The organism is Streptomyces sp. NPDC048417 (assembly GCF_040651615.1).
Taxonomy (GTDB): Bacteria; Actinomycetota; Actinomycetes; order Streptomycetales; family Streptomycetaceae; genus Streptomyces.
Genome location: NZ_JBEZKI010000022.1, coordinates 106,164 through 126,291, shown reverse-complemented (window position 1 = coordinate 126,291; position 20,128 = coordinate 106,164). Strand labels below are relative to the sequence as shown.

Annotated in this window: 16 protein-coding genes and 1 pseudogene; 2 read left to right on the top strand and 15 right to left on the bottom strand. The window is 70.1% G+C overall.

The genetic code is table 11. The features are described from left to right. The 4 genes from AB0D59_RS31865 to AB0D59_RS31850 all read right to left on the bottom strand — a co-directional run. On the bottom strand, positions 1–1,220 hold a 1,220-nt coding region (locus AB0D59_RS31865; RefSeq protein ID WP_362572773.1), incomplete at its 3' end, for a hypothetical protein. Then, entirely contained in the window at positions 1,217–1,858 is a 642-nt protein-coding gene (locus tag AB0D59_RS31860; protein WP_362572770.1) for a WhiB family transcriptional regulator, read from the bottom strand. The genes AB0D59_RS31865 and AB0D59_RS31860, both read right to left, overlap by 4 nt. A gap of 128 nt (positions 1,859–1,986) precedes the next feature. Then, positions 1,987–2,676 (bottom strand): hypothetical protein, encoded by a 690-nt coding sequence (locus AB0D59_RS31855; RefSeq protein ID WP_362572768.1) that lies wholly within the window; start codon positions 2,674–2,676, stop codon positions 1,987–1,989. A 2-nt stretch (positions 2,677–2,678) separates the two neighbouring features. Then, the gene (locus AB0D59_RS31850) at positions 2,679–3,572 is read right to left on the bottom strand and encodes a helix-turn-helix domain-containing protein (RefSeq protein ID WP_362572765.1); all 894 of its coding nucleotides are present in this window, start codon (positions 3,570–3,572) and stop codon (positions 2,679–2,681) included. A 1,437-nt stretch (positions 3,573–5,009) separates the two neighbouring features. Here AB0D59_RS31850 and AB0D59_RS31845 point away from each other — a divergent pair. Next, a complete protein-coding gene (locus tag AB0D59_RS31845) occupies positions 5,010–5,834 on the top strand; it encodes a helix-turn-helix transcriptional regulator (RefSeq protein ID WP_362572763.1) in 825 nt (274 codons plus the stop codon). A gap of 649 nt (positions 5,835–6,483) precedes the next feature. After that, complete coding sequence (locus tag AB0D59_RS31840) at positions 6,484–6,942, top strand: DUF6228 family protein (RefSeq protein WP_362572760.1); 459 nt, start codon at positions 6,484–6,486, stop codon at positions 6,940–6,942. A 304-nt stretch (positions 6,943–7,246) separates the two neighbouring features. Here AB0D59_RS31840 and AB0D59_RS31835 read toward each other — a convergent pair whose 3' ends face one another. From AB0D59_RS31835 to fxlM, 11 genes and pseudogenes are all read right to left on the bottom strand, one after another. Then, positions 7,247–8,695: a restriction endonuclease gene (locus tag AB0D59_RS31835; RefSeq protein ID WP_362572757.1), complete on the bottom strand. Its 1,449-nt coding sequence runs from the start codon at positions 8,693–8,695 to the stop codon at positions 7,247–7,249. 248 nt (positions 8,696–8,943) lie between these two features. Then, complete coding sequence (locus AB0D59_RS31830; protein WP_362573037.1) at positions 8,944–9,267, bottom strand: hypothetical protein; 324 nt, start codon at positions 9,265–9,267, stop codon at positions 8,944–8,946. Continuing rightward, positions 9,237–9,416, bottom strand: a complete 180-nt coding sequence (locus tag AB0D59_RS31825) for a hypothetical protein (RefSeq protein WP_362572755.1) — start codon at positions 9,414–9,416, stop codon at positions 9,237–9,239. The genes AB0D59_RS31830 and AB0D59_RS31825 overlap by 31 nt, the downstream gene beginning before the upstream one ends. 64 nt (positions 9,417–9,480) lie before the next feature. Further along, entirely contained in the window at positions 9,481–10,209 is a 729-nt protein-coding gene (locus tag AB0D59_RS31820; RefSeq protein ID WP_362572753.1) for a methyltransferase domain-containing protein, read from the bottom strand. 29 nt (positions 10,210–10,238) lie between these two features. Next, on the bottom strand, positions 10,239–11,036 hold the full coding sequence (locus tag AB0D59_RS31815) for an NUDIX domain-containing protein (RefSeq protein ID WP_362572751.1): 798 nt from the start codon (positions 11,034–11,036) through the stop codon (positions 10,239–10,241). A gap of 97 nt (positions 11,037–11,133) precedes the next feature. Beyond that, the gene (locus tag AB0D59_RS31810; protein ID WP_362572748.1) at positions 11,134–12,045 is read right to left on the bottom strand and encodes a phosphotransferase; all 912 of its coding nucleotides are present in this window, start codon (positions 12,043–12,045) and stop codon (positions 11,134–11,136) included. Then, a complete protein-coding gene (locus tag AB0D59_RS31805) occupies positions 12,042–13,523 on the bottom strand; it encodes an NUDIX domain-containing protein (RefSeq protein ID WP_362572746.1) in 1,482 nt (493 codons plus the stop codon). Before AB0D59_RS31805 ends, AB0D59_RS31810 begins: the two co-directional genes overlap by 4 nt. A gap of 57 nt (positions 13,524–13,580) precedes the next feature. Beyond that, entirely contained in the window at positions 13,581–14,717 is a 1,137-nt protein-coding gene (locus tag AB0D59_RS31800; RefSeq protein WP_362572743.1) for an NUDIX hydrolase, read from the bottom strand. Positions 14,718–14,778: 61 nt separating this feature from the next. Next, positions 14,779–16,718 (bottom strand): annotated as a pseudogene (locus AB0D59_RS31795) (ABC transporter ATP-binding protein). A gap of 234 nt (positions 16,719–16,952) precedes the next feature. Continuing rightward, the gene (locus AB0D59_RS31790; protein WP_362572740.1) at positions 16,953–18,065 is read right to left on the bottom strand and encodes a hypothetical protein; all 1,113 of its coding nucleotides are present in this window, start codon (positions 18,063–18,065) and stop codon (positions 16,953–16,955) included. 4 nt (positions 18,066–18,069) lie between these two features. After that, the gene (gene fxlM, locus AB0D59_RS31785) at positions 18,070–20,115 is read right to left on the bottom strand and encodes a methyltransferase, FxLD system (RefSeq protein ID WP_362572738.1); all 2,046 of its coding nucleotides are present in this window, start codon (positions 20,113–20,115) and stop codon (positions 18,070–18,072) included. Between the last annotated feature and the right edge of the window lie 13 nt (positions 20,116–20,128).

The following is a 20,128-nucleotide window of genomic DNA, read 5'->3' as shown; positions in this document are numbered from 1 at the left end:
CGGTCCCCGGCGGTGTCGGTCCCCGAATCGGCGGCGTTCGGTCCCCGACGTGAATCGGGGCCCTGAGCAGGTGCTTCTCGCAGGCCGCACCCGGTCCCCGGGCCTGCGGTGTCCCCCTTCGCGGCCTCCGGATTCGCGGGACCGGTCCCCGGGACCGAGCCGTTTACCGGTGCCTCGGTCCCCGCGACGGTCCCCGTCTGGACACCTTCGGTCCCCGCGTCTGCCGATGCCTCCGAGTCCGCGATGTCGGGGACCGGTCCCCACAGGCCGCCCGGTCCCCGGCCCGAGTCCGACTCGTCGAGACCATGGACGGGGACCGGCGCATTCGACATCGGCTGTGAGGGGACCGTTGCTGCCGCTGTGGCGCGGTGCGCCGGGGACCAGGGAGAGGGGAGCGGGACCGTGGCCAGCGCGAGTGCGTGCCTGCGGGCGGCGAGCTGGTCGAGCAGTTGCGCACGCTGGAGGAGGTCGGTGCCGACCGAGGCCCTGCCGACCGCCTTGGACAGGCGCCGGGTCAGCCGTCGGCCGCGGCGGTTCCTCTGCTGCTCGGGCGTGCGTTCGGCGATGCGAGCCGCGAGGGCGACCGCGCGGGCGGTGGCACGGTCCCGGGTGATCTGCGCTGCGTCGCGGTCGCGCGCAGCGATACCCAGGCGGGACAGCAGCCGCTCGCGTGCCTCCCGGCCCAGGACGGCGATCAGTCCGTTCGAGGCGGCGCCGGGTGTGCGCAGCCGCAGTTCGATGCCCATCGCGAGGTGCCACAGCATCGCCGCCATGACCGGTCCGACGAAGGCGCGGACCGTGCCGCCGACGGGGCCGCTCTCGGCGTAGGCGGGGATCACCTGCACGGTGGTGATCACCCAGACCAGCGTGCCCGGCAGCCCGGGGGCGCCCTGGGCGGCGAGGTTCTGTCTGGCCATCAGCGCGGTGGCGAACAGGGCGAGTTCGGCGGCGGCGAACATGCTGGCCCGTTCGGCGGTGCCGGCCATGTCGAGGTAGTCGGCGGCGAAGCGCCAGGAGGTGTCGGCGCTGTAGGCGGTGCAGCCCAGCGCGGCGACCGCGGCGACTTTGACCGCCGGTCCGCCGAGACGTTTCTGCGTTCGGGTTCCCCGGCGCCGGATGGTCCAGGCGATCAGCACGAGCGTGAGGGCGGCGGGCACGACGGCGGCCAGGAGGAGAGGGAGATCCGAAGTGGCACCGAAGGCGAGGACGGGGCGGGTCATGCTGCCTTTCCGAGAGGGGCGTGCGCCGGGGCCGACGCTGCCGGGCGGCCTGCCGGCTGTTGCGTGCCGGGAGCTGAGGGCGCGGGGGTTCCCTTGGCCTTGGAGGTCTTCTTCCGCTTCTTCTTCTGGCGGGGCATGCCGTAGTTGCGGTCACGGTCGAGGACCTTGTTGGCGGCCTGCCGGAGCAGGTCACGGGCGTGCTTGTGGCTGATCTGCAGGGCGGCGGCGAGCCGGTCGGGCCGCCAGCCGCGGACGTAGGCGTGGTCGATGACGGCCTGCCGCTCGGTTTCGGTGAGGTGGACGTCGCGTCCCTGGAAGAAGGCGGTCACGCGCCGGTAGTCGAGGCGCTGGTGCAGGTTGTCGTGGAGGGGGCGCCGCTCGGCTTCGGTGAGGCCGCCCCAGACGCCTTCCTTGAGGACGTTCTCCAGAGCGAAGTCGAGGCATTCGCGGCGCACCGGGCACCAGCCGCACAGCTCCTTCGCCTCTGCGATCTCTTCGTGGTCCCGGGGCCCGGGGAAGAAGACGGCGTCGGCGTCTTCGATGTCCATGCCGTGGCAGGTGCCGCGGGTGTGCCAGCTGGTGTCTGCGATGCCCCGCAGGCCGGTGACCGGCGCGTCGTGGGTGGTGATGTGGCGCAAGGCATGTCTCCGATGTGCTGCCGCACTGGCCGACCGGGACGGTACTCGGCGGGTGAGGCGTCGGGTGCCGGCTGCGGCGCGCGGGCGTGCGCCGCAGCCGGTGCGGGACGTGGGGGTCGGTGCGCCGCTCAGGCCAGGGCGGGCTGCTGGGCGGCGGCGAGGTCGAGGCGGCCGGGGTGCGGGTTGGCGCGCAGGGCTGTTGCGCGTACTCCGTCGTCGGGGCCGATCCGCCGGCGGCGGCAGGGCTCGCCGGGCTGGGCCTTGCACCACTCGCAGCGCACGCTCAGGGCGTCGGGCTGCCCTTGGGCTATGGCTGCCTCGCGTGCTGCCCGGGCGGGCCGGTAGGGGGCGAGGGCGGCTCGGGCTGCGGGCGGGATGCAGGAGCCGACCTCGTCCAGCATCGCCTCCAGCCGTGGGTCGATCCCGTCGCGACCGCTGGTGATCGCCCGGGCTTGTGCGGGCTCGGCGAGCCCGGCGGCGACGGCGCGGCGGGTTCCGGCCAGTTCGGCGGTCCAGGCGGCCTGGTCGTCCGGATCGGCGGACGGCGTCGGGTCGGAGTGCCGGGCCAGGCGGTCGCGCCGGTAGCTCTCCCAGGGACGGGTCAGGTCCGCGGGCAGGATCTGGTACGGCGAGGTGCGGATGTGCTGGCGGGCGGCGACGAGGACGTCCCAGCCGTGCGGGGTGGCCGTCGGCACGTCGGCGAGCAGTTCGTGCCACTGGGCGAGCTGGTCGCGTGCCTCGCCCTGGTCGGTGCAGATGGTGCGGGGGTCGAGTCGGCCGATGTAGGCCAGCAGGGCGGCGATTTCGCGGCGGTCCACGGTCAGCCCTCCGATCCGGTCGGCTCGTCGAGGGCGGCGAGGAGGGCGGCGGTGTGGGCCTCCGTCCGTGTCATGCCCCCCGGTGCGGCGGTGTTCCTGCCGGGCACGGCGTAGAGGTTCGGGCGGCTGGGGGCGTGTTCCCGGGCGACCCAGGAGCGCCAGTCGGCAGCCCAGGCTTCCGCCGGTTTCGGGGCGTGGCCCGCCCGGTGGGCACGCCACTTCGCGTCGGCCGCCTGCAGGCCCTGCTCGCCGAGTCGGTCGAGGTGCCCGTACTGGCGGGCCCAGGTGTGGGCGGCGGGGTCGACCTGCCACTCGGCAGCCGAGAGGACGGCAGCACCACCACTGCTGTACCTCCGGTTCAAATCAGGTTCACTACGGTTCTGTGTGCCGGTAGCCGGTACATCCCTGTGCCGGTTTCCGGCACGTCGGGGTGCCGGTTTCCGCCTCGACCTGCCGGTTTCCGGTACTGCCGGTTTCCGGACCCTCGCAGGGGATTCCGGCACCTCGCGCGGGCCGATTCCATACCGCCGCAGAGCCGAGAGCCGGAACTTCGCGGGACCGGCGGGCTCGTCTGCCGCCGTGTCACCGTCCGCCTCCTGCTGCTCGCGCCGGGCCTGGGCGACCGCTTCGGCGGCGAGAGGCATGCGGTAGACCGTGCTGCGCTGCGGGCCGACGAGGTCGTTGAGCACTTCCAGCTCGCCGGCCAGGAGCAGGCGCTCGACGGCTTCGCGCACCGTGGAGACCGAGGCGCGGGTGCGCTTGGCCAGGCTGGACAGCGAGGCCCAGGAGATGCACTGTTCGTCGGCCACCCGGTCGGCGATCGACAGCAGGACCAGGCGCGCGGCCCCCCGGCTGGAGCTGTGCTCCCACACCCACTCACGGGCTTCGCTGCTCATCGGCCGCTCCCGACGAGGGGGCGCATCCGGCGGCTCGCCGGGGCCAAGATGGTGCGGTCCGGCTCGGAGCGCTGAGGCGCCGAGGCGGAGGTGGCTGCCGCGCAGGCCAGGTGGAAGGGCCTTTTGCGCAGGGCAGGAGACATGCGATACTCCCCTTTGCAGTGTTGCCACGCTGAAGCGCCCGTCGGAAGGACTCAGCGTGGTGATGGTGGGCAGTCGCCGCCCTTGCCGGGGCGGGCATGCCGCTTAGCGTTCGGCGTCCGTGAGTTACCGCTCTCGGGCGCCACGCTGTTTGTGGACCTTCGCGGTCCGGGTCCGTGCTCTCCTTACGTTCGTCGCCGCGGGCGGGCTGCCCGGGGACGACGAACATACGCACGGACCCGCGTCAAGATCCAGACTTGGTTCTTAAACTCTGTACTGGTTGCAGAGAGTCACCGATTGATCGTGCGGCACAGTCGAGCACGCGCGGTACGCCGGCGGAGTGCGGTCTGGTGAGCGGCGGACGGCTGCCGCGCCGGCCGGAGGCGCCGACCCTTTGCATAGGGCGGTGGGCATGTAAGACGCTCCTCCTGGTGAAGCCCGCGCCGGTATGCCTGTAGGAAAGGTCCGGCGCGGTGAAGGCGGTTAAAATCTCCCGCCCTTGCAGAGGCCGGAATGCCATTTGGTGCCCGGCGCCCGGGACTTGAAGCCTCCTTGGGCGTCGGCGCTGTTTATGCGGGACTACGTCACCCGGTTATGTCGCACACTCCGCCTATCGCTCGTCTTACTAGCCGGTGCCGGGCTGGGTGCCCGGCCGGGGTGACGAACATATGCGGGCATGCGTCAAGATCCACCCTACGTGCCTCTGTCGTCCGAGGCGGCCGACCGGGACACGGGCAGCAGCAGACCGCCGCGACGTTCTCGCAGATGATCTTCAATGCACCCTCCCTCGTGTCGCATGCCACAACGGCCTTTTCAACCGCCTGACCAGATCGATCCAAATCACTTCTGCCCAGGAGTGCCCACGCTGATCCAGCAGGGGCATCGTTCACGACCACCCCCCGTGGCTCACCCCCGTGACCTGCGGTCCGTTGTGCGGACGGACAGATCTTGGGCTTGGTCCAGATCGTTCGTCAATCCACGCAAACGATCACAGCGGAGTAACGAGATGCCTGCTCGGGCAAGGCTCGATATGGTCCATCACTGTTCAACGTGCCTATACATGACCGGACTTCGCGAGACCCGAGTAACGCGGCTGTCGAGGACCCTCTGCGCTCCCTTGGGACAAGTCGGTCAAAAATCGGTGACCGGCAATCTTCTGCCGGTCGGCAGCGCCACCATTAATCTGCCATGTGACGCAGGGAACAGCGCCTGATTGACAGGGGGCTCGCGTGTTTTGGTCCGGATACAATCTGGCAGGATCAGAACCATGCAGACGGGAACTGCGAGGAAAGCGGCATGCGCGGGGTCATAAAGGATGGCAGCAGTGAAGGGGGATCCACCGGGGTAGGTGTCCTGCTGCGCGCCTTCCGGGCATCTGCCAGTGCCACGCTCGGCCGCCCGATCCTCCAGAGGGAAGTAGCCGACGCCCTGCATAGGAGCGAGCGCTGGTACCGGGACCTTGAAGGCGGAATGATCACCCGGACCTTCACCCGCCACGAACTCGACACCATCGGCACGTTGCTCGGCCTCGACCGGGTCCAGCGACGTGCGCTGTTCCTCGTCAGCAACGGCGGCGGCCTCTCCGGGCTGGAAGCCCAGGAGCCACCGCGCATCAGTGACGAACTGCGCTTCCTGCTGGACCAGCAGCCCTTCCCCGCCTACGTCATCGATGCCAACTGGAACGTCCTGGCGGTCAACACGTCGATGGCCGCCCTGTTCCCGTGGTCGACCGCCCCCGAGGCCAACCTCATGCGCTGGCTGCTCCTCAGCGATGAGGCGCGCGACCAGCACCTGAACTGGGAGGCCGACGCGGAGGTGTGCGTCCGCATGCTCCGCGATGCGGCCGTCGACCGTCCCCACGACCCAGACCTCCAGCAGCTCATCAGCGACACCCGTCAGAACCCCGCCGTACGCGACCTGTGGACCCGTGGCGCAGCCGACTTCGCTGACCACTATGACGGCCACATACTGCGGATGACGCTTCCGCTTTTCGACGGTCAGGTGACCGAATTGGTCACCCACGTTCTGCAACCTGCCGGCCTTCCTGGTTGCCGCATGACGGTCCTGACCCAGCGAACAACCCGGGAGCCAGCGGGCGAGCAGCCGGCCCAAGCAGACTGACGGACCCCTCCGCCGGCACTCGGATTCCGCGGCCTGGTCGGGGAATCCGTGTCGGGCGGCCCCCTATCCAGCCTCTGTCAGCCGGTCGCTGGGCAACCCGTGGTGACGGTCCCCTCCGAGGGCCAACAGCTGGTGGCAGCGCGGGGGCCATGGTCTACCCACGCTTCGGCGCGTACGCAGCCGGATGTCGTCGAGAGGGCATTTCCGCAGGAGTCCGTGGCGGGCGGTCCCTTGGGATCGTGGTCAGGTGTTCGTCGTCGATGCGGTGAACACCCCGGCCGAGGCAAGGCCCTCCGCTCGATGCTGTTCGGTAGCTGGTGGATCCAGACCCGGCCGGCATGGCATGACCGACCTCCGTGGCCGGCATCCACCCGTTCTTCCGCGCCAGGGGAGCTATCCGCTCCCCTCATTCGAGGGCGACGACTCCTGCGGCTGCGGCCTTTTGAACTGCCCCAACTCTCAAGTGCTGCATTCAACTCACAAGCTTACGGCCTGACTTCGATGATAATTCGGCCACAACGACAGCAACCATCTAATCGCGCACCGTCACGGAAAAGAAGGTGTTTGTTACGGGCTGGCGCCGTCCGCAGCAACGCTGCGTGGCCAGAGTCACCCTTCAGGGAAGGGGGGAAGATAATAGAATGGGGCAATGATCATTCGTGATGCGCGCGGGGGGCAAGTCCTCCGCATAGGAGACCCGGGGCAAGGGGTCCATCTGCTGTTCTCCACGCCGATGCGGCCGTACGGAGACGGCGATCCTGCGCTTGACATACCCGTACAGGCCAAGGGCGCTTGGGTGGACGTCAGCGATTGGGTCCGGACGCTGGATGGTGACGGACTGGTGGAATTCCTCTCATCGCTGGCTGACGAATCAAGCAGCTGGAGCGAAGCTCCCACTTGGCAGTCCGGTGAAGGGCAATTGAAAATATGCGCGCAGCGTTCGGACGGGCGCATCGTCCTGACATGGGGGATTTGGGGAAAGGTGACCGGGTCCGAAAGCGCGTGGTATTTCGAGACCGTCATATCACACAAGGGTGAACACGAGATGCGCGGATTTTCCGAAGCATTTCAGGTCCTGTTTTCTGGAAAGTCAGAGAGAGTCGCCTGATTGGGCGCCAGCACCCCAGGTCTTCTGCCGCTGCAAGTGCTCGCAGTGGCAGACCGCTAAACTGCCCCATCAACCTCTTCCCGGCCATCTGGCGTTCTGACGTATGCTGTCCTGCGGATGCCGAGGTGACGGGCAGGACAGGCCGCTTGCGGATCGTTTTGCCGCGCGACGGCGTTGGCCGTCAACGAACCCCATTACGGCGCGGACTTCTATGCCGACGTTGGCGCCCGGATTCTTCCCGTGGGAGAGAACGAGGGACTTTGTGCACCTCGTGGTCACATCGGTCAGCTGAGCCCTAGCCTGATCACCAGTCGGCGACGGGGCGGAAGACCCGAGCATCCGTCGTACGGGCCTGCTCCCACAGGTACAGGTAGTAGCCGTCGGGGATGTCGTTGAGCGGGTGATGACTGCGCAGGCTGCACACGATGATGCCGCCGTTGGAGTAGAGCTGGTCCGGCCAGCCGTCCGGAGCGGAGGCCCTGTCCGTGTCCCGGAAGGGGTTCTTGGCCACGATACCGACGACCCATGCGGCGGGTGGCTTGGGCAGGGCGGCGGCCTCACCGCCGGACATTCCCCGTCCGTCGGGGAGAAAGGGGTCGTCGGAGACGAGATAGCCGACGACTTCGAGCGGCTGCGGCTCCGGGAGCCAGTCCCGTGTAACGGCCTTCGCCATCATGGATCGGAAGTAGCCGGTGCCGACGGCGTCGAACTGCTCGAAGACGTGGCGGAGCGGCTGGGTGTCCAGCGGGATGCCGGTGAGCTGGAACGACACGTGGCAGAACTGGACCAGGCGTGAGGGGTGGCTGGAAACCTCGGCGGCGAGCGTGTAAAAGCCTCCGCCCGGAAAGGTGTCGACGTAGGTCACCGTCTCCGTATCGTGTACATCGTCTTCGTCCAGGTCGTCGTAGCGTGCCTTCCAGTCCCGCAGCGTGTCGAGGAATTCGCGGGCGCCCACGCCGTGCCAGTTTCGGGTGGCCTGCTGGATCGCCCACTGGGGCTGGGAGGACGTCCAGCCCAGCGAGGTCAGGGCGTATAGGAGGTCGGCGAGCCCGTTCTCGTCGAGGGCGCCGATCGGCAGATCTAGACACACTCCGTTCCCGCTGCCAGGCACCCAGTCCACGTCCGGGAGTTCTTGGGCGAACACCAGGTCGGTGAAGGCTCCGTCGCCCGCAAGATGTGCCGTCGGGGCGAGGGCGGTGTCGAGCAGTCTGAGGTCGGAGGCGGGCAGGTCGGTTGAGGGGCGCGGACTGCGCCGCTGGGGTTTGGCACCACCGGCCAGGTGCACGCGGCCGTGGGTGACGAGGTCCTCCCGCTTGCGGTGCAGCAGTCCTGCTGCAGATTCGGGCGCGGCGAGCAGCGCCGTTAGGTCCTCCTCCCCGACAAGGAGGACAAGTTCCTGCCCGCGGCACCTGACTGCCTCATCGATCACGGTGTCGGTGAATCCCGCGACGCTTACAATCACGCCGACGACCTGGGACGATGCCGACCGCTGCAACCGTCGGAAGATGGCGTCGAAATCGTCCACGTCGGTCGGGGTGCTCTGCCACTTCGCCTCGATCAGGTACCAGACGTCGCCGTAGCGGGCCACGAGGTCCGTTTGACGTGGCGTCGCGATGCCCGCATCGCGGTCGACACGGAAGTGTGCCTGCCGAAAGAGCCGCTCCAGCAACTGCTCGAACTTGCGGCCCCGTTGGTGCGCGTTCGTGACAGCTCGCAGAAGCTCGAAATCTGCCGACAGCGTTCCCCGCAGCATCGCTACCCCCTTCACGAGGCCATGAACCTCACGGCACGGCAGCAGGGTGACACAGCAGCAGGCACTGCACCCGGAGCGACGTGATCGTTGCGGCTGGACGCACAAATCCGCGGGCGCTCATACGGTAGCGGTCATGACCGAGACCTCAGACGGGCGCAGGGTGAGCGAGATCGCGCGGTCGCTCAACCGGTACGAGTAGCGTCCGGACGCCGGTGAAGTCACCTGCGGTGCCGAGTTTTTCCAGCTGCTCAGGACTGCTGCTCACCTACTGCCTCGTGGGTGTGGTGGAGAGGACGGCCGTCTTCCACAGCGTCGGCGCCGGCCTCGGGGATGGTTGTCGGGGCGATCGAGTAGCGGTGAACGGGGGGCAGCCCGGGCAGCAGGCCCGGCCAGACGGTGTCGATGACGTGTGCGCTCGGCGTGAACAGAGGGTGGTCGAGGTGGGGCAGGTCGCTGAGCTCGTGCCACTCCCAGCGGCTGATCAAGTGGGGCTCGGTGACGGCCGGTTCGCCGGCGTGGGCGGTGATGCGGACCGCAGGGGTCATCCGCGGGATGCCGTGCGTAGAGTCCATGAGCAGGGCCAGAACCGGATACCTGTCGGGTCGGCCGTGAGGCCGGTTTCCTCCTGGAGCTCTTGTGTGGCGGTGGCGCAGAAGCCCTCTCCGGGGTCGTCCTTGCCGCCTCCAGTTAGTTCGAGGGTGCCACGGCGGTGCCGGCCCAACAGGATGCCCTGCTCGCTCAGCAGGATCGCTCCGACGCCGACGGCCCCGTGTGCGGCTGGTGCTCTAGTGCTGCGGGGGGCGGCTGGAGACGCGCGCCGGCCGGTCGGGCAGGCGCCGGGCGCGGATGAGCTGCTGGATGGCCGTGGCGCTCTTGTCGGGGTGCGGTAGCAGGTCGATGGCCTCGGCGCGGAAGCCGTACTCGGTGAGCAGGTCTTCCCACAGCTGCGGTGCCAGGACCCACATCTGTGTCGGCAGGGGCGGGTCGTTGCGCAGCAGGATCATCTGCTCGCGCGGCGCCACCTCCGTGGACGGACCGCGGCCGTGCAGGTCGGTGTGCAGGAGCGAGAGGATCAGAGGGGCGCCGCGACGCAGGCCGTCGCGCAGTGCCGGCAGCGAGCGGTGCGGGTCGATGAAGGCGAGAGTCCCGATCGCGTACGCGGCGTCGAACGGCTCGGCTCCGGCCAGGTACTCGGCCACGTCTGCTTGGACGAACTCCACGCCGTCAACGTCGGCGTGGGCGGAGACTGCGCGTTCGTGCTGGGTAGGGGACAGCTCGATGCCGGTGACGCGGGCTCCGTACGTCTGGGCGAGGTGGACGGCGTGGTGGCCGGCTCCGGATCCGATGTCCAGAACCCGGCGGCCGGCCACGTCACCGAGGACTTCTGCTCCCGGTCCGATCCCTTCCCAGGGCGCCCAGCCGAGCCGGTCGGGGATGGGCGGGGTGTAGGCGCGGGCCAGTTGGCGCTGGCCGTAGATCTGCCAGGCCCTGGTGTTGGTGTCCTCGGCGGGCACGGTTGCCTCCTGGGTGGGGGTGCTGGGGATCAGGTGTGCGTGATCAGGTAGGCGGGGCCCTCGCCGCGCCGGGCTCGTTCGATGGCGTCGAGGCGGGCGAAGGCGCGCGGTGCCATCAGCTCCTGCCAGGTCGCGAGGTCGTGGACGGCCCACATGTCGTGCTCGGCGGGATCGAGGCGGATCCGGCCGAGCTGGCCGGCGGTCAGCCGGCCTCCGTCGAAGATGAGCCCCACCTTGTTCAGCGGCTGGCGCGGCCCGGCGTGCAGGAAGTGCGTCAGGAGCAGCTTCGGCGTGTCCAGACCGAGTTCGAGGCTCGTCTCCTCGGCCGCCTCTCGCCGTGCGGTCTGCAGCGGGTCCTCGCCTGCGGTGTCCAAGTTGCCGCCCGGGAACTGCCAAAGTCTCGAGCCGTAGACCGAGCGGAGCTGGACCGGCCGGTCGTTCGCGTCGCGGATGTAAAGGCAGCCGTACACCGTGTGGTGGGGGATGGTCTGCGCGTACTGCGTGGGCGTCATCGGCATGGGGCAGCCCGGCCGTGCAGGGCGGTGGTCGAACGCGAGGGCGAGAGCGCCGAGGGCTTCCTTGGCCGGCGGGTAGATGCTGCGGAGGTTGGCGAGCAGGTCTCCGGGCGGCCCGTCCGGGTCGATGCGTGCGACGTCCTCCGAGCTGAGCAGGTCCTCGAAGGAGGAGTACGGGGTGATCCGCTGCACGATGACGTCGAGTTCCCGCCCGGTGTCCCAGTCATGGAAGACGACCGTGTCACCGACTGCGACGGCGCGCTTCTGCGGGGTGGCCGCCCGCACTTCGATCGTTTTGCGGCCTGCTTCCACCTGGCGGTAGTACCGCCCGAGCAAGTGTATGTGGTGCTCTGGTGGTTCACCTCCAGTCGCCGGACTCGGGACAGCTGGGATCGCCTGTTGGGTGTCGTCAGGCACGCGTGCCTCCATTCGATGTGGTCCGTCCGTTGCGACCTTGGGATCGCAGGCGCGCCAGGGTGCGGTGGCCGCGCTCCTGTGTTTCCGCGTCGGCGTGGGTGGCGCCGTACTGGATTCCCGAGAGGGCGTCGAGTGTGGAGTCGACGACGAAGCGTTCGACCTCGGCTGGGGTGAGTGCGCGGCCGTAGCCGGACATGAAGGCGTCGTGGAGGCCCGGCTGGGTGGCCCAGGCGTCCGCAAGGCGGACCAGGTCGCGGATGGCCGGGCCGGGCTCGCTGCGTTCGAAGTCGATCACGGCGAGGCTGCCGTTGTCGTCCAGCAGCAGATTGCGCAGCTGAAAGTCCCCGTGTGTCGGCACGCGGTCCAGAGGCGGAACGGAGTCGGCGCGCGCCACGATGCGGCGGATGAACTCCTCGTCGCCCGGGTGCAGGTAGGGGCGGGCTGCTTCCAGGTGCCGCTCGACCTTCGCGAGCGCGGGCACTCGTTCCTCCGCGGGGAGCGGTGCCGCGCTTCGGTGAATGCACGCGGCCAGGGCGCCGATCTGGTGGAAGAGGAGCTGTTGCTGCTCAGGCGGGTGTGTGATGCCGTGCAGGGGCCGGCCGGGCACCGCGGTGATGACGACGGCCCGCAACGCGCTGTCGGCGGTCACGAGGGTGGGCGCGGCTGTTCCGAGGCTGGGGACCCAGCTGCAGTACGCGTCCACCTCGCGCTGGTGGAACCGCGTGTTCTGGTGGATCTTGACGTACCAGACCCCCTCTTGTACTCCGTCGGCCCGCCATACCCGGCTGCTGTCACGATCCCAGGAGGCGTCCGTCCAGGCGGCGATGCGCCCCACCGCCTCCTCGGCGAACTGCCGTACTTCCTCGGGCAGGAGGTCCGGGTGCGTGGACGCGGCCGTGCTCATGCCCAGCCCGTTTCGGAGTAGAGGCGGCCGGCGCGGATGCCCTCGATGGCCACCCGGGTGTAGGGGACGAGGTCGTCGGGGAGCGCGGCCGGGTCCCAGAACTTCCACTGGGTGCATTTGTCCGGCTCGCGTAGTTCCGGCTCGCCGCTCCAGGTGCGGGTGCGGAAGAACAGGCCCATGCGGGGCCGGTCCCCGGCGCGGTCGATGTGGTGGACGACGTGGACGAGTTCGACGTCCGGTCGCTCGATGTGCAGGCCGGCTTCCTCCCGTGCCTCCCTGATCAGGCAGGCGATGGCGTTCTCCTGCTCGCAGTGGCCGGCCAGGACGTGCCAGGTAGAAGGCGCGAATGGGGAGTCGGGGTGGCGCAGCCCGAGCAGTACCGCTCCGTCGGGCCGTTCCAGGTAGAGTTGGACGCCGATGACGTTGAGGACCGTGCCGTGCGGGGAGGTAGACCGGCACTCCTCGTGGGCTGAGAGCCCGCTCTGTGGCGCGGTGTCGGCGGGGCGGCTGGCGGCGTGGCGCCGTACGAGGTCGCTGGTGGTGTCTGCGATACGGAGGCGGTGGAGGTCGTCGGGGGTGAACCAGGCCAGCATCACCCCTTCCGTCAGGTGGAGTTCGCGGGGATCGCCGTTCCAGCGGCCCGCGTAGATGGCGATGGGCACGATCGCGCCGGCGTCGTCGGAGGCGTACTCGGTGCCGAACGGGGTGAGATCAGCGATGTCGAGGCAGGCTTCCTCGGCCAGTTCGCGCCGCACGGTGTGTTCCAGGGTGGCGTCCTGGGGCTCTCGGCCGCCGCCCAGCAGGGACCACATGCCCGGCTCCCAGATCCGGCCGGGGAAGTAGTCGCGCAGGTGGAGCAGGTACCCGCCGCGGTCGTTGTAGATCAGGGCGGAGGCGTTGGCCGTATCCGGTTCGGTCTTCGGCGGGAGCTTGAGCAGCTTCTCGCGCAGGGACGGGGAGGTCACCCTGTCCACGGGCCGCCACTCGATGCCGCCGACCTCTTCTTCCTGCAGCACCACCGGCACATCTGTCGCAGTGTGCAGGCGGAAGAGGAACCGGAGGTCGAAGTGCTGGTGGCCGGGTTCGCCTTTGCCCGGGTGGGCGTCGATGTCGTGGATGTCGATGTCGAACGGCACGGCCTCGTAGCCGGGCCACGGCGTGACGGCCTGGGGTGGGATCCCGGTCTCCTCGTGCAGCTCCCGCAGCGCCGCTGCTGCCAGGGACTCGTCGGCGGACTCGGTGTGTCCGCCGGGGGCGAGGACCTTCCCGCTTGCCAGGTGCAGCACGTGCAGGACGCGGCCGAGCGGGTCGACGACGATTGCGCCGCAGGTGACGTGTCCGGTGAAGGTGGAGCGGCTGGCGATGTCGGTGGGACGGTCGAGGGCGTCCAGGAGGCCGCCGAGTTGCTCGCGCTCGTGCGGGTGGCGGGCGAGGTAGGTCTCGACGGTGGTGCGGATGTGGTCGTGCGACAACGGCATGGGGCTACCTCAGAGGGACGTGGAGCGGGACGAGTCGAGGCGGGGCGGTCGTTCGGGTCAGCTCAGCCGCATTCCCTCCGCCGGGATCTCCTCGATGGGGGCGGCGTGGGCAGTGGGCAGGCCCCACCGATCCCGTGCTGTTTCCCCTGCGAGCTGGGCTTGCCGCGCGCCGGGCGGGCCCCAGCCCAGCAGGGCGGCTGCCTGGGTGGGGGTGGTGAGCAGGCGGGCGAAGGGGTGGCCGGTGGCGGGGTCGACGGCCGCCGGCCCGATGGCGGTGACCCGGGCGGCCAGGCGCAGCCGGGCGTTGGGCCCCATGCCGCCGTAGACCTCGCCGGTCTTGTCCAGCACCCAGCCCAGTCGCACCGGATCGGCCAGGGTGAGCTGGGCTTCCTCGGCGGCTTCGCGGTGCAGGGTGTCCTCGGGCGTCGCGTCGGTGCTCTCCACGGTGCCGCCGGGCAGCATCGGCAGCGCGCCCCGCGGGCCGGGGTCGGCCACGAGGACGACCCGGCCGTCGGGGACGAAGCACCACGCCCAGGCTTGCTGCACGGGCAGCTGCCCGAGGACGGGGCCGCGGTTGAGAGGGCTGTCCCACAAGGGTCGGTAGCGGACGTGCACGTCGTGGCGGTCCAGCGCCGGGACGTCGAGGATGTGCCGGCCGTCGGCGAGGTGAGCGGTGGCGGTGTTCCCGAGCCGGGCACGGTAGGCGGCGAGCATGATCTGCCCGTCCACGGGGCGCAGCCGCTGCACAGCGTCCCGGCTCTCCAGGAAGGCGTACTCGGACAGCTCCTCGTGCGGCAGGCGGATTGCCTCCACCTGGTCGGGGGTGAGAGTTCCCCCGTCGAAGATGAACCGGACCTCTCCGGGGCAGGGCGTGCCGGGTTGGAGGTCGGGGTGGTGCGGGGAGAAGGAGTGGACGGCGAGCACGGCCGACAGGGGCAGATCCAGGCCCAGTTCCTCGGTGATCTCGCGCCGGCAGGTGATGTGCGGGTGTTCGCCGGGTTCGACGACGCCTCCGGGCAGCAGCCACGAGTCGTCCTTGCGGTAGGTGGGGTGCACCAGCAGGACCCGGCCGACCTCGTCGCTGATGATCGCGGCGGTGCCGAGCCACGCCGCATGCCGGGATGCGGCGTACTGCGCTGCGGGCAGAGCCGTACGCGGTGAGACGTGATCCGAAGGGGAGACGGGAGAGGTCACGTGGCTCTGCCTTTCGCGACGGTGGACGGGCGAGTGCGCAGCGCGGACCGGTGAGCGGTGATCAGGAGGCAACACCGCTCATCCGGCGCTGCAGCTCCCACAGGGTCCGGAACAGACCGGGCTCGTGGGTGAGTTGGGCGTAGGTGCCCTCCTGGACGATCCGCCCTTCATCCAGGACCACGATCCGGTCGGCGACAGCCACGTTGGTGAGCCGGTGCGTGATCAGCAGGATGGCGCGGTCCTTGGCCAGTTCGCGCAGGCCGGCGAAGATCCGGTGCTCTGCCGGGCGTCGAGGGCGGCCGTGGGTTCATCCATCACCAGCAGCGCCGCCTGCCGGTGGAACGCGCGAGTGAGGACCAGGCGCTGCCACTGCCCGCCGGAGAGCTGCTGTCCGCCGAACCACTCACTGGTCAGGAGGGTATTCAGGCCGGAGCGGAGGCCCGGCAGCATCTCCGCGGCGCCGGACGCCTCGCAGGCGGCGAGCAGAGCCGCGTCACTGGTGTCGCCCTGCCCGAACGTGATGTTGTCACGCATCGTCAGCGGCAGGTACGTGAACTTCTGCGGCACCAGCGCGACGTGCTCCCACGACCCCCACGGGTCCAGGTTCGCGGTGGAGGCGTGGTCCCAGGCCACGTCGCCCTCGGTGGGCAGCAGCAGCCCGCACAGCAGGCGCGAGAGGGTTGTCTTGCCGGAGCCGTTCTCCCCGACCAGCGCCACGATCTCCCCGCGCCGCACGTGCAGGGAGACGTTGCTCAGGCTGTCCTTCGGGGCGCCGTCGTAGCGGTAGGTGACGTCGCGGACCTCGAAACGCTCCGGGGGCACGGCCACGGGCGCGGTGCCGCGGGAGTCGGTCATGGCCTGGCCGTGGGCGTTGTCGAGGAAGTTCTGCCAGTCCTGCACGTACCAGCCGGTGCGCACCAGGCGGGCCCCGCCGTTGATGATGCCGCGCACCGAGCCGGTGGCGGTCTGGAGAGCGAAGACGGCGCCGCCGCCGGCCGCCAGGCTCATCCGCCCGGAGGCCAGGAGCCACAGCAGCGCTGCCCACACCGCGGTCGAGGCGATCCCGCCGGCCACGGCTCCGGCCAGTCCCATCCAGGCACCGGTGTTCGCGGCTTTTCGTTCGGCCGCGTTGACCGAGGCGGCCAGCCGCCGGTACCGGCCGATCAGGAAGGGGCCGGCCAGGCACGCTCGCATCTCCTCGCTGGACTCCTGATAGGCCATGTGCCAGCGCAGCTTGCCCAGCATCCGGCGCCGCCCGGAGGTCTCCAGCCCGGCGAGGTAGAGCACGCGGGCGGAGCGGACGTAGGCGGCGGCCTGCGGCAGGCAGGCGAGGAAGAGCAGGGGAAGGAGCAGGGGGTGCAGGACGGTCAGAACGGCTGCGCCGGCCGCGAGCGTCGCGGTCGCCGCGAGCACATCCTGTGCCTCTTCCACCAGGTCGGGGGTGACCTGGGCGCCGCGGTCCGCGATGTCGTAGGCGTCGTTGTAGCCGGGCTTGTTGTTCGCGGCCAGTTCCGCGCCGAGCGCGGCCTCGATCATCGTCAGCTCCGCTGCCCGGCCGAGCACCGGTCGCAGACGGCCGGTCAGCCAGACGACGGCGATGCCCAGCAGCGCGCGCAGGCCGGCGACGGCGGCGATCACGGCCAGCTGCGGGGCGGCGTCCCACAGCCGCTCGGTGATGTCGCCCGAGGCGATCAGCGCAGTGATCGTGCCCGTGACGGCCAGGAGGCCCAGGGCCGCGAGGACGCCGGTCCCGATCTGGCACACCAGCAGGCCGATGGCCGCGCCGCGGTCCACACGCCAGGCCATCCGCACCGAGCGCCGCACGAGGGAGGGAAGCCGCCGCGCCATGGTGCGCGACGTCAGCAGGGAGCCGGCCTGGAGCCGCGACTCGTCCCGGTAGAGGTATTCCTCCTCTCGAACACCGGCCTCCTGCAGTTCGTTGTCCGGCGCGGTCCCCTTGGGCGGTTGTGGCGTTTGATCCTGCGTGATGGCCGAGGTCATCGTTCCCCCTAGGACGGTCGCTGCGGCAGAGTCGTGAGGTCTAACGACACGGCTGCGATATCGAACACACGTCATTCGGTCGTGCTGGGGAGCCCGCTATTTCCTGCGTCACGGAACCCCGCGGGCACGGGATCCCTGGTCTGGCTTGGAGCGGCTGCGGGCAGGAAATGGCCGAAACGCCGACACCGCCAAACAGCGTGGGCAGTACGGCGGGGCATCCCGGGTCGTCCCCTCTTAGCTGGGATCTGGTTCGGCCTGCAGGAGCCTTTCCAGTTCTGTCTCGGCGTGGCCGACCGCGCCCGTCAGAGCCTCCTGGTGGTTGGCGGACAGGACGCCGGATCCCAGTCCGGCCGTGGCAATCACCGCGTTGAGCGTGTCTGTCGCCCGGTCGTCCAGGGCGGACGCGGCGACGGGGTGGTGCAGTGCGTCTCGTGCGGCGTAGGCGTCGAGTCGGGCGACGCTGACGAGGGAGTCGAGTACGCGGGCGGCATGGCGTCCGGTGCGGTCCAGTTCCAGGGCTGACAGGCCCGTCCGGGTCTGGAAGGCGGCGGTCGGCGGATCGGGGTGGGTAAGGAGTTGGACGGCTTCATCCAGGGTGCGGTCGAGGTCGGGTTCAGGGACGGGGGCGTTTACGGGTCGGCAGTGGGCGTGCAGGAGGAGGGCGATGGCTCTCTCCCAAGGCTCGGCGGGCCGGGTGGTGTCGATCAGGTCGCGGGCCTGCTGGTCCAGGCCCTGCTCCATCAGGGCCATGATCTTGATCTGGCGGCCGTCGAGGAGCCGGTTGCCGATGCCGCGGTGCTGGGCCATGGCGTCGGCGGCCTCGGTCCACCGCCCGATCTGGGCGAGGGCTCGGGCGCCGTCCACGAGCAGGGTGACGTACAGCTCCTGGCACACCGTGCGGTGGTCCTCGTCCGTGCCGGTCAGAGCAGACAGGTCGACGGTGCGGCCGTCGATGTCAGTCTTGTTCCGGTGTCGGGCAGCGTCGTTGAGGCAGTACAACAAGCCGTAGGCGAGTTCGCCGTGGCCAGCGCGAGTCTGCAACCGGGAGAGGTTGACGAGCGGCATCAGCGACATGACGGCGACCCGTCCGCTGAGGCGTCCGGCGTCGGCGAAGACCTGGTGCTGCCGCCAGCACAGATCCTCGGCCAGGTCGGGCAGGCCGACGTCGGAGGCGATGAGCGCGGCGTAGTTGAGGACCCCGCAGGTGCGGGCCACCAGGTCATGGTGGCCCGCACCTGCGGGCGCGACGGTCAGCCCGGTGAGATGGTTGATGCGCTCCTCCAAGGGGAGCGCGGGCGCCTTGGTGCGGCGGACCAGGGGGATGCGGCTGGCTATCGCGGGGATCATCGGCTCAGCCCTTGCGCGCCCAGTCGACGACGAGACGGCTGTAGGGCTTGTCGACGACGAAGCGCGGGTCGTCCGCCGTCAGCCGGTCACGTGAGTCCGCGACGGCCATCCGGAAGCCCGGTTCGGGGGCGTCGTTGCCGCCGGTCGCGTCCCAGGCGCGGATCTCGCTCACGACGCGCTCGGCGAGGTTGGCGCCGCCCTCGCCGTGGCCGATCACGCCGACTTCCCAGTACCGGCCTTTCTCGTCCTCGCCCTCGCGGATGGTCAGGTACGCGAGCGACCCGCCGTCGAGGGCGGCCATGGACCCCCACCCGAAGTGCGGAGTGAACCCGGGGCGCTGGCCCGGGAGCCGGGACAGGCCGTTGGGCAGCACGCAGGCCAGGTACAGGTACAGCCACTCCCACGCCGAGCCCTGCCGGAACTTCACCCCGGTGTAGAGCTTGGTCTGCTGCTGGTCGAGGACGGTACGCAGCGCGTCGCGGTCGACGTCCTGCTCGCTGAACGTCTCCAGGCGCACGTTGCCCTCGCCGGCCATCGGCACGAGGGTGTACACGTCGTCGCAGACGCCCTTGCGGAGCGGGATGAAGGTGGCCATCTCGCAGGAGACGGTCTTCCACGTGTCGCCGTCGCGTTCGAGGGCGAAGGAGCGGGAGATGCTGCCGCGGATGCGCATCGGCAGGACCAGGCGTCCGCCGGGGGCGAGCTGGTCGAGGATCTTCACGGGGACGTCGCCGGCGCCGACGGTGAAGATGATCCGGTCGTAGGGGGCGTGCTCGGGCAGGCCGGCCGCGCCGTCGGCCATCACCGCGGTGGCGTTGTCGACGTCGGCCTCGGCGAGGTGTTGGCTCGCGCCGGCGACGAGGTCCTGGTCGACGTCGAGTGTCCACACCTGCCCGCCGGGGGAGACGATCTTGCCGAGGAGGGCGGCGTTGTAGCCGGTGGCGGCTCCGGCTTCCATGACCTTGTGGCCAGGCTGGGCGCCGAGCTGTTCGAGCTGGGTGGCGACGATGGATGGCGCGGAGATGCAGGAGATCATCTCCCCGTGTTCGTCGTGCTTGATCGGGACCGCGTCCTCCTTGTACGCGCTCTCCAGGTCGACGCCGGGCAGGAAGGCGTGCCGGTCGGTGGTGCGGAAGGCGTCGATGGCCGCCTGGCTGTGCAGGTGGCCGCTGTCGACGAGCCGCTGGGCGAGGGCTTCGCGCAGCTGGTTGGGGTCGGTTACGGGTGTCACGGTGGTCTCCATTCGAGGGAGGCTAGGGTCCGCGGAGGCGGACTTGCGGGTAGACACGTCAGCTCCTTCTCCGGTGGAGAAGGCGACGTGACGGCCGAGCCACGCGGTGGCGGCCTGCGCGTCGGCAGGCACGCCCGCGCGGTTGAACGCGAAGATCGCGTGATGGGCGATGACGCCCCGGATTCCGCGTATTAGTCGGCGGTCGGCGGCGAGTCGGCGCAGGTGTCGGCCGGCGTCCTCGAACGCGGCGACGCGCTCGCCCCAGCCAGCCTCCGCGTCGGGGCGCAGGGCGGCGTCCGTGTTCATCAGCCGCCGCATCGCGGAGATGGCTTGCTCCAGCGCGGTCCCCTGGGGCGGGGTGACGGGGGGCCGCAGGGCGGCCCACCGGGCGTACACGTCTCCGGCTTCGAACGGGTCCAGCCCGGCCTCGCGGATCATGGCGGACAGCAGCATCACGCTGCGCTCGCGGGCGCCGGGGGTGCCGGTCTCGGCGAGCGCGGCCGGGCTGTCGGCGCAGAACACGTCGTGCGCGACCTCCATGCCCTCGGGGCCGCCGAAGGCATGGGTCTCCGGCTCGTAGATCCCGCCCGTCCAGCCGGTGATCACGCGGTCGGCGACGAGCTGGTCCAGCAGGCCGGTGGCGGGCTGTTCGGTGCGCAGGCGCACGCCGGCGTCCTTGCGTAGGAAGTGGAAGCGGCGCCCGGCCAGCGCGGTCGCCAAGGCCCGGGCGGCGTCCGTGTGCGGGTCGGGGAAGGCCACGGAGGCGTGCCACCAGGACATGTCCGGAGGGATCGGCAGGTTCTCGTCGTCGAAGGTCATGGGCAGAAAACTC

Excerpts from the sequence above, each read along its gene's own strand:
- AB0D59_RS31850 (WP_362572765.1), bottom strand. The coding sequence starts at position 3,572 with ATGAGCAGCGAAGCCCGTGAGTGGGTGTGGGAGCACAGCTCCAGCCGG.
- AB0D59_RS31845 (WP_362572763.1), top strand. The coding sequence starts at position 5,010 with ATGCGCGGGGTCATAAAGGATGGCAGCAGTGAAGGGGGATCCACCGGG.
- AB0D59_RS31840 (WP_362572760.1), top strand. The coding sequence starts at position 6,484 with ATGATCATTCGTGATGCGCGCGGGGGGCAAGTCCTCCGCATAGGAGAC.
- AB0D59_RS31835 (WP_362572757.1), bottom strand. The coding sequence starts at position 8,695 with ATGCTGCGGGGAACGCTGTCGGCAGATTTCGAGCTTCTGCGAGCTGTC.
- AB0D59_RS31830 (WP_362573037.1), bottom strand. The coding sequence starts at position 9,267 with ATGGACTCTACGCACGGCATCCCGCGGATGACCCCTGCGGTCCGCATC.
- AB0D59_RS31810 (WP_362572748.1), bottom strand. The coding sequence starts at position 12,045 with ATGAGCACGGCCGCGTCCACGCACCCGGACCTCCTGCCCGAGGAAGTA.
- AB0D59_RS31805 (WP_362572746.1), bottom strand. The coding sequence starts at position 13,523 with ATGCCGTTGTCGCACGACCACATCCGCACCACCGTCGAGACCTACCTC.
- AB0D59_RS31790 (WP_362572740.1), bottom strand. The coding sequence starts at position 18,065 with ATGATCCCCGCGATAGCCAGCCGCATCCCCCTGGTCCGCCGCACCAAG.
- fxlM (WP_362572738.1), bottom strand. The coding sequence starts at position 20,115 with ATGACCTTCGACGACGAGAACCTGCCGATCCCTCCGGACATGTCCTGG.